This is a genomic window from Ruminococcus callidus ATCC 27760, from assembly GCF_000468015.1.
Taxonomy (GTDB): Bacteria; Bacillota; Clostridia; order Oscillospirales; family Ruminococcaceae; genus Ruminococcus_C; species Ruminococcus_C callidus.
Genome location: NZ_KI260304.1, coordinates 533 through 7,743, shown reverse-complemented (window position 1 = coordinate 7,743; position 7,211 = coordinate 533). Strand labels below are relative to the sequence as shown.

The 7,211-nt window shown below is 52.6% G+C and carries 7 protein-coding genes; 1 reads left to right on the top strand and 6 read right to left on the bottom strand.

Features of this window, described 5'->3' with window-relative positions; all coding sequences use genetic code 11:
* Positions 1 to 208: 208 nt before the first annotated feature.
* From RUMCAL_RS01905 to RUMCAL_RS01895, 3 genes are all read right to left on the bottom strand, one after another.
* Positions 209 to 772, bottom strand: coding sequence for a hypothetical protein (locus RUMCAL_RS01905; protein ID WP_021680751.1), 564 nt, complete (start codon positions 770 to 772; stop codon positions 209 to 211).
* An 80-nt stretch (positions 773 to 852) separates the two neighbouring features.
* A complete protein-coding gene (locus RUMCAL_RS01900; RefSeq protein WP_040646561.1) occupies positions 853 to 1,701 on the bottom strand; it encodes an NAD(P)H-hydrate dehydratase in 849 nt (282 codons plus the stop codon).
* A gap of 597 nt (positions 1,702 to 2,298) precedes the next feature.
* Positions 2,299 to 2,715, bottom strand: a complete 417-nt coding sequence (locus tag RUMCAL_RS01895; RefSeq protein ID WP_021680748.1) for a hypothetical protein — start codon at positions 2,713 to 2,715, stop codon at positions 2,299 to 2,301.
* 206 nt (positions 2,716 to 2,921) lie between these two features.
* Between RUMCAL_RS01895 and RUMCAL_RS01890 the strand changes: the two genes are divergently transcribed.
* Positions 2,922 to 3,197 carry a hypothetical protein gene (locus tag RUMCAL_RS01890; RefSeq protein ID WP_021680747.1) on the top strand — a complete coding sequence of 92 codons (276 nt, stop codon included), beginning with the start codon at positions 2,922 to 2,924 and terminating at the stop codon, positions 3,195 to 3,197.
* A gap of 180 nt (positions 3,198 to 3,377) precedes the next feature.
* Here RUMCAL_RS01890 and RUMCAL_RS01885 read toward each other — a convergent pair whose 3' ends face one another.
* The 3 genes from RUMCAL_RS01885 to pheS are packed head-to-tail and all read right to left on the bottom strand — an operon-like array spanning position 3,378 to position 7,138.
* Positions 3,378 to 3,671 (bottom strand): hypothetical protein, encoded by a 294-nt coding sequence (locus tag RUMCAL_RS01885; protein ID WP_021680746.1) that lies wholly within the window; start codon positions 3,669 to 3,671, stop codon positions 3,378 to 3,380.
* Between the two features lie 30 nt (positions 3,672 to 3,701).
* The gene (gene pheT, locus RUMCAL_RS01880) at positions 3,702 to 6,101 is read right to left on the bottom strand and encodes a phenylalanine--tRNA ligase subunit beta (protein WP_021680745.1); all 2,400 of its coding nucleotides are present in this window, start codon (positions 6,099 to 6,101) and stop codon (positions 3,702 to 3,704) included.
* 17 nt (positions 6,102 to 6,118) lie between these two features.
* Positions 6,119 to 7,138: a phenylalanine--tRNA ligase subunit alpha gene (pheS, locus tag RUMCAL_RS01875; protein WP_040646552.1), complete on the bottom strand. Its 1,020-nt coding sequence runs from the start codon at positions 7,136 to 7,138 to the stop codon at positions 6,119 to 6,121.
* Positions 7,139 to 7,211: the final 73 nt, after the last annotated feature.

The window sequence follows — 7,211 nt, the reverse complement described above, 5'->3', positions numbered from 1 at the left end:
GTCGCCAGACGCTCTTTGTGCGGTATTGCCCTAGCTTTGTTCAGTGTTGCCTGTAGAAGATTTCTTCCATATTTTTATTTTATATCTTTTATCATACCATATTTCTGTGAATGTAGTTTACAACGCATAAAAATATTTCATGAATTGCAGTGAGAAAATTAAAAAGGTCGCTGTACCGTTTTCACAATACAGCGACCTTCTTCCAGAACTATCGTGATTCCAGCGTTGTGGTTTCCGTTGCAACAGCGGCTCCGGACTGAAACTGGGTAAATGTCAGGGTGGTATCAAAATTTTCCATGGTAAAGCCGGACAAATCCCCGTTTTCCGTCAGTGTCAAAGTGTAGGGATTGCCCTCCAAGTCCCCCTCCACCGACACGCAGCCGTCCTGCTCCTTGCCGGTGATCTCCTCCTGCTGTGCCAGTTCATCTACCACCTGAATCATCTGGCTCAGCACCGACTTCGCCGGCATGGCAGACTGGGGCACGGAAAAGCCCAGCCCCTTATATGACGCTGTCACTTCCCCGCCGGAAAAGTCCAGCACCACACCGGCAAGCGTAGCCGGCTCGGCAAACGACACGCTCCATGCTCCGTCACCCAGGCGGGACAGCGTGCCGGCTGCGGTCCAGTCCTCCATTGTCATGGTCATTTCCGTGGTAAAACTGCCGCCCAGCTTTTGAGCAGCAGTGGCTTCGCCGCCGGCTTTGGCACAGCCGGTACAGCAGATCCCGCCGGCGAGCAGCAAACTCAAGACAGCACTGTAATTTCGTTTCATGCAATTTCCTCCCAATCAGAGCCTTTCGGACAATATTGTGCAGTGTTGCACATTTTGGGCAGAGAAAGGGCGGATACATTTCACCGTTCCTGTTCCAGCTTGACCAGCACCTGCGGCAGATATGCCAGCAAGTCCCGCGGCAGCATTGCCTGCTGGGACAGTGCTGCCGCCGCCGCATCTCCGGCAAGGCCGTGGAGATACACCCCTGCACAGGCTGCCTCCCAAGACGGAATCCCCTGTGCGGCAAAGGCGGCGATCAGTCCGGCGAGAACGTCCCCGCTGCCGCCGCGGCTCATGCCCGGATTGCCGGTGGGGTTCTGTGCCAGACGGCTTCTCTGTGCCACCAGTGTGCCGGCTCCCTTGAGTGCCAGCGTCACCGGATAGGCGGCTGCAAACTGCGTTGCCGTTTCCACACGGTTTTCCTGTATCTGCGGAATCGAATGTCCGGTCAGCCGTGCCATTTCGCCGGGGTGCGGTGTCAGGATCCAGTCCTTCCCTGTCCTTCTGCTTAACTCTATGCAGGAAACCGCACAGTTTAGACCATCTGCGTCCAGCACCACCGGACACACCGCCTGTTCCAGCACCCAGTGCACCAGCCGGCGAGTTTCTTCGGTCACGCCCAGCCCGCAGCCGAGCAGCACCGCATTGGCACGGGAAAGCTGCTTTTCCAGCGTTTTCCGGTTCTGGTCGCTGCTGCGGAGAAATCCGGCTTCGTCCGTTTCCAGCGGCAGCCACATCGCTTCCGGTGCTGCCGCCGCCAGCCGCATGGGATTTTCCGGAGCCGTGGCAACTGTCACCAGTCCGGCACCGCCCCGCAGGGCTGCCTGTGTGGAAAGCAGGCAGGCTCCGGGCATATTCCGGCTTCCGGTAATACAGAGCAGCCGCCCGAAATCTCCTTTCTGGGCATCGGCTTTTCGTTTGGGTATCATCTGACAGATTTCCTGCCAGTTCAATTGGTGCGGCATCATGAAATACTCCTTTCGCAATGTGCCGGAATCCGACAGCACTTCTGCCGGATTGACAAAAAAATTTCTATGTGTTATGATAGAGTGTCGGCTTCTTCCGTCAGGGAGGAGGTGATAATTTGCTATACTATATCATTATCGCAGGTATCTCCGTTGGAGTAGACATTGTGCTGTACAAAGTCTACAAATGGCTGAACGGAGAGTAAGCCGACACCAGCCTACTTATTTCCGCCTTTTTATAGATAAGGCGAAAGCCCCCAGAGTTGCAGATCTGGGGGCTTTCTTTTTAGTGATTACTTGCAATTATATTATTTCAATGTAAATTATTATAGCATAAACTACGACAATTGTCAAGTGTACAGAAATGCTTTTAAAAATGGAACGTAGACCAACAAATATGCCTACTTCATTTGCCTTATTGACAGACAAGGTGAAAGCCCCTAGAGTTGCAGCTCCAGAGGCTTTCTGTTGGTAATAATTTGCTACTATATCATTGCAAGATTATTATATCACAACCAGCTTGCTTTGTCAAGTGTACAAAAACACCTTTTGCAACACCGCCTAAAAATCGCACACGACCTGCACTGCCAAATTGCTGGGGTCAGATGTTCCGTCTACTCTGTAGACCTCTAACGCCTGCTTCAAATCTGCCAGTATTTGTGATCTGATATTCCCCTGTACGTATCTCAAGGGATTTTCCCATGAGGTTTGGAAACTCCAGATTCGCGTATTCGGCAGCTGGTTTTCCTTTCTCAGCGGTAAAATCATCTCTTGATCTTTCCAGTGAAAAAAGAACAACTCCTCATTCGGGTAATCCCGATGCACGCCGATTGCAAACAAAAACACATCTTTTCCCGCATCTATGATCCACTCTCTCGGCTTGAGAATCCCTAAAACGGGAGATAACGGATCGGGGATCTGCTTCGCTGCAAACTGTTCCCGTTGTTCCGCCGTCAATGCTTCAATTTCAAATGCCATGCCGTACCTCCTGCTGTTTCATTTTCGACCATTTTATTATACCCTATATTTCACGAAAAAGCAAATATCCCGAACAATGTTTTTATAATTCATGATTTATTTACTTGATATTTGCATATTTCTATGCTATAATAAATTTGTTTGACACTTCCATATTTTTACGTGCGATTTGTCAAATAATTTTGGGGACAGGAGGTAATTGACACATGAATCAGAAAAACGGAAAGGCAGTTGCGGCTCTGGTACTGGGAATCGTTTCCCTGCTGGGACTTTGTATCCCGCTTGCAGGTATCATCTGCGGCATCATTGCCATTATTCTGGCAGTCATGGCAAAGAAAGAGGGTTCCACCGACGGCAAACAGAAAGCCGGCATGATCTTGGGTATCATCGGCATTGTTATCAGCATCATTATGTGGATCGTCAATGCGGTGATTCTGGCAGGAAGCGGCATTCTGGATCAGATTTCCAGCAGCATATCCTAAGTTAACATGATGACAAAAGCAAAAGCGTGCAGAAGTATCTGAACTTCTGCACGCTTTTTTATGTTCCTGTTTCAGGGAATATTGATACTATCATGATATGCGAATAAGGATTTTCAACAACGAACGAAGAAAAATCGCCCTAAAATGCACATGTCAGACTTCGTGTCAACACGCCCTAGGTTACTGCATCTTCATAGAAATGATCGCGGACAGCACGGTCAAAAAGCCTGCCACTGCGGCAACAATTGCCGGCAGAGTTCCGCTTTTTCCCACCATCAGGCTGGCAAAACCAGTCAGCACAGCAATACCGCCCAGAATGGCTGCCACCAGTGTGGACAGCCAGAGCAGCGATGCCACACCGACAACGGCAAGCCCCAGTGCCACCAGTCCCAGCATTAACGCAGTCGCTTCTCTGGGAGTACGCTCCTGCTTTTCCTTTTTTGGTTTTGGTTGTTTTTCCGTTTTTTCTTTCATGGAAATCACCTCAAATAGAAAGCCCTGCTCTTATGCTTCCCGCAGCACAGCGTCCATGGCAGCCAGTGCTTTCAGTACCCGCTTCATGGCTGCATCTGCCTGTTCGTCAGTCAGCGTGCCCTCGTGGGAACGCAGCCGCAGAGAGAACGATACGCTCTTTTTGCCGGCAGCGATCTGGTCGCCCTTGTATACGTCGAACAAGGTTACTTCTTCCAGCAGCTTTCCGGCAGCCTGTGCAATGGCTTCTTCCATTTTGCCAACCGGCAGTGCATCGTCGCACAGCAGGCTCAGGTCACGGGTGATTGCCGGGAACTTCGGCAGCGGCTGATAGGTCACTTCGGTTTCTGCCATTGCAGCCATTTCCTGTACCAGCAGTTTTGCCACATAGGTTCTGGTGCCGATGCCGTAGGTCTTCTGCACCGTGGGGTGCAGTTCGCCCAGATAGCCTACCGGTGTTTCTCCACAGAGAATGACAGCACTTCTGCCGGGGTGCAGTGCACAGCACTCCTCAAAAACGCCTTCCACTTCCGACGGACGCACATAGGTGTACTTCGGCAGACGTAGTTCCTTCAGCAGGGCATCTACTGCACCCTTGAGTGCAAAGAAGTCTGCATCGCCGCCGTACATACCGATCGTCAGGCGGTTGGGTTCTTCCGGCAGAGTGTCCGGACCAGTCGGCAGGTATTCCTTGCCGATCTCGTACAGTGCCACAGCGGCATTCCGGTTCTTATAGTTGGTTGCCAGTACGTCCAGCATGCAGGGCAGTGTGGTCGTCCGCATGATACTGGTATCTTCGCCCAGCGGGTTGGTAATGGTGATCGTCTGACGCAGCTTGCTGTCTGCCGGCAGACCGATGCGGTCGAAGCACTTCGGAGAAGTGAACGAATAAGTCAGCGTACCGTAATAGCCCAGTCCCACCATCGTCTGTTCTGCCTTTCGCAGGAACTGCTGCTGCGGGGTCAGCTGTGCTTCTGCCACACCGCGAATAACGGTAGACGGGATATTGTTATAGCCGTAAATTCTTGCCACTTCTTCGGCAATATCTGCCGGACGCTCCAGATCGATCCGGAAGCTGGGGGAAATGCAAACGTCGCCGTCCACATGAATCTCCAGTGCTTCCAGTGTCTTGACCATATCCTCACGGGAAATTTCCGTGCCCAGGAACCGGTTGATCCAATCCGGATCAAAGGGAATCTGCACCGGTTCTGCGGTGCGGTTGTCCACTTCAATGAACTCTGCCACCGGTTCGCCGGCACCCAGCAGTTCTACCAGTTCCATTGCCCGTTTCAGTGTCCGCGGGCAGCCGTCCGGATCCAGTCCCTTTTCATAGCGTGCAGAAGCATCGGTACGCATACCCAGCTTCTTAGCAGTCCGGCGAACCTGTACCGGTTCGAAATAAGCCGACTCAAAGATAACGGTATTGGTGTCGTCCATAATGCCGCTGTATTCGCCGCCCATGACACCGGCAACGGCAATGGGCTTTTCTGCATCGGCAATGATCAGCATTTCCGGAGAAAGCTGCCGTTCCTGTCCGTCCAGTGTGGTAATGGTTTCGCCGTCCTTGGCATTGCGGACAACGATCTTGCCGTCCTTGACATACCGCTGGTCGAACGCGTGCATCGGCTGACCATATTCCAGCATGACATAGTTGGTGATGTCCACCAGATTATTGATCGGACGCACGCCGCTGGCACGAAGCCGTTCCCGCATCCAGCGGGGAGAGGGACCGATCTTGACATTCTTCACCATGCCGGCAATGTACCGCGGACAGAGTGCAGCATTTTCAACGGATACCGACAGGCTGTCGCTAAGCTTGTCTGCGGAGCCGTGGAATTCCGGTGCTTTCAGGTTCAGGGGCTTGCCGAAAGTCACGGCAGCTTCTCTTGCCAGACCAACTACCGACAGGCAGTCCGGACGGTTGGAGGTGATCTCGAATTCGACAGAAGTATCGTTCAGACCGATCGCCTCGTGAATGTCCTGTCCCACCGTGCAGTCCTCCTCGATGAGGAAAATGCCGTCTTCAATGGCATAGGGAAAGTCATGCTTGGTCAGGCCAAGTTCGCCCAGAGAGCACAGCATGCCGTTGCTCTCTACGCCGCGGAGCTTGCCCTTTTTGATGCGGACACCGCCGGGCAGTTCTGCACCGATCATTGCCACCGGCACCAGTGCACCCTCTACGATATTCTGGGCACCGGTCACGATCTGGATCGGAGAGTCGCCGCCGACATCGACCTGACACACCTGTAAGTGATCGGAATTTTCGTGGGGCGTAATGGACACCAGCTTGCCGACGATCACGTTCTTGACAACTTCGCCCTCTGTTTCATATGTTTCCACTTTGGAGCCACTCATGGTCATGCCGGCACAGAATTCCTTGACGGAAACGCCGCAGTCCACGTAGTCAGCCAGCCACTTCAAAGATAAATTCATGTTTTTCTCCCTCCCGATCAGAACTGTTCCAAGAACCGATAATCGTTCTCATAGAGCAGACGCATGTCACCGATGTTATAACGACGCATAGCAATACGTTCCAGACCCAGACCGAACGCAAAGCCGGAATAAACACTGCTGTCAATGCCGCAGCCCTCCAGCACTTTCGGGTGCACCATGCCGGCACCCAGCAGTTCGATATAGCCCTCGCCCTTGCACATGCGGCAGCCCTTGCCGTGACACTGGAAGCACATCACGTCAACTTCTGCACTGGGTTCGGTGAACGGGAAGTGATGCGGACGCAGACGGATCTTGCAGTCATCGCCGTACAGCCGCTGCATCAGCAGTTCCAGTGTACCCTTGAGATCTGCCATGGTGATGCCCTTGTCGACGACCAGTCCCTCGATCTGATGGAACAGCGGGGAATGTGTTGCGTCCACTGCGTCCGAACGGTAAACCCGTCCCGGAGAGATCACGCGGATCGGCGGCTTCTGATTTTCCATGACGTGTACCTGTACCGAAGAAGTCTGGGTACGGAGCAGAATGTTATCTGTAATATAGAAGGTATCCTGCGTATCCCGTGCCGGATGATCCGACGGCAGGTTCAGGGCTTCAAAGTTGTAGTAGTCGTATTCCACTTCCGGACCGTCTGCCACAGAAAAGCCCATGCCGAGGAAGATTTCCCGAATCTCGTTTTCCACGATGGTCAGCGGGTGCATGCTGCCCACTTTCTGCTTTTTGCCGGGGAGAGTAATATCCAGTGTTTCTGCCTCCAGCTTGTGTGCCAGCATTGCCTCCGCCAGCTTCTTCTGCTTGTCTGCCAGTGCCGTTTCAATATCTGCACGCACCTGATTGGCAAGCTGTCCCATTGCCGGACGTTCCTCTGCGGACAGCTTTCCCATCTGCTTCAGGATACCGGTCAGTTCACCTTTTTTTCCCAGATACTGTACACGCAGGGTTTCCAGCACCTTGGAATCCGCACAGTCCGACAATGCCTTTTTGGCAGCCGCACGGATCGCTTCCAATTGTTCCTTCATAATATCGTTCCTTTCTTCCGCAGGTTCTGCGGGCATTTGGCTCTATGGCAATACCGCACAAAGATTGTGCGAC

What these genes read in the sequence shown, in the direction of transcription:
- RUMCAL_RS01905 (WP_021680751.1), bottom strand. Translation starts at nt 772, where the DNA reads ATGAAACGAAATTACAGTGCTGTCTTGAGTTTGCTGCTCGCCGGCGGG.
- RUMCAL_RS01900 (WP_040646561.1), bottom strand. Translation starts at nt 1,701, where the DNA reads ATGATACCCAAACGAAAAGCCGATGCCCAGAAAGGAGATTTCGGGCGG.
- RUMCAL_RS01895 (WP_021680748.1), bottom strand. Translation starts at nt 2,715, where the DNA reads ATGGCATTTGAAATTGAAGCATTGACGGCGGAACAACGGGAACAGTTT.
- RUMCAL_RS01890 (WP_021680747.1), top strand. Translation starts at nt 2,922, where the DNA reads ATGAATCAGAAAAACGGAAAGGCAGTTGCGGCTCTGGTACTGGGAATC.
- RUMCAL_RS01885 (WP_021680746.1), bottom strand. Translation starts at nt 3,671, where the DNA reads ATGAAAGAAAAAACGGAAAAACAACCAAAACCAAAAAAGGAAAAGCAG.
- pheT (WP_021680745.1), bottom strand. Translation starts at nt 6,101, where the DNA reads ATGAATTTATCTTTGAAGTGGCTGGCTGACTACGTGGACTGCGGCGTT.
- pheS (WP_040646552.1), bottom strand. Translation starts at nt 7,138, where the DNA reads ATGAAGGAACAATTGGAAGCGATCCGTGCGGCTGCCAAAAAGGCATTG.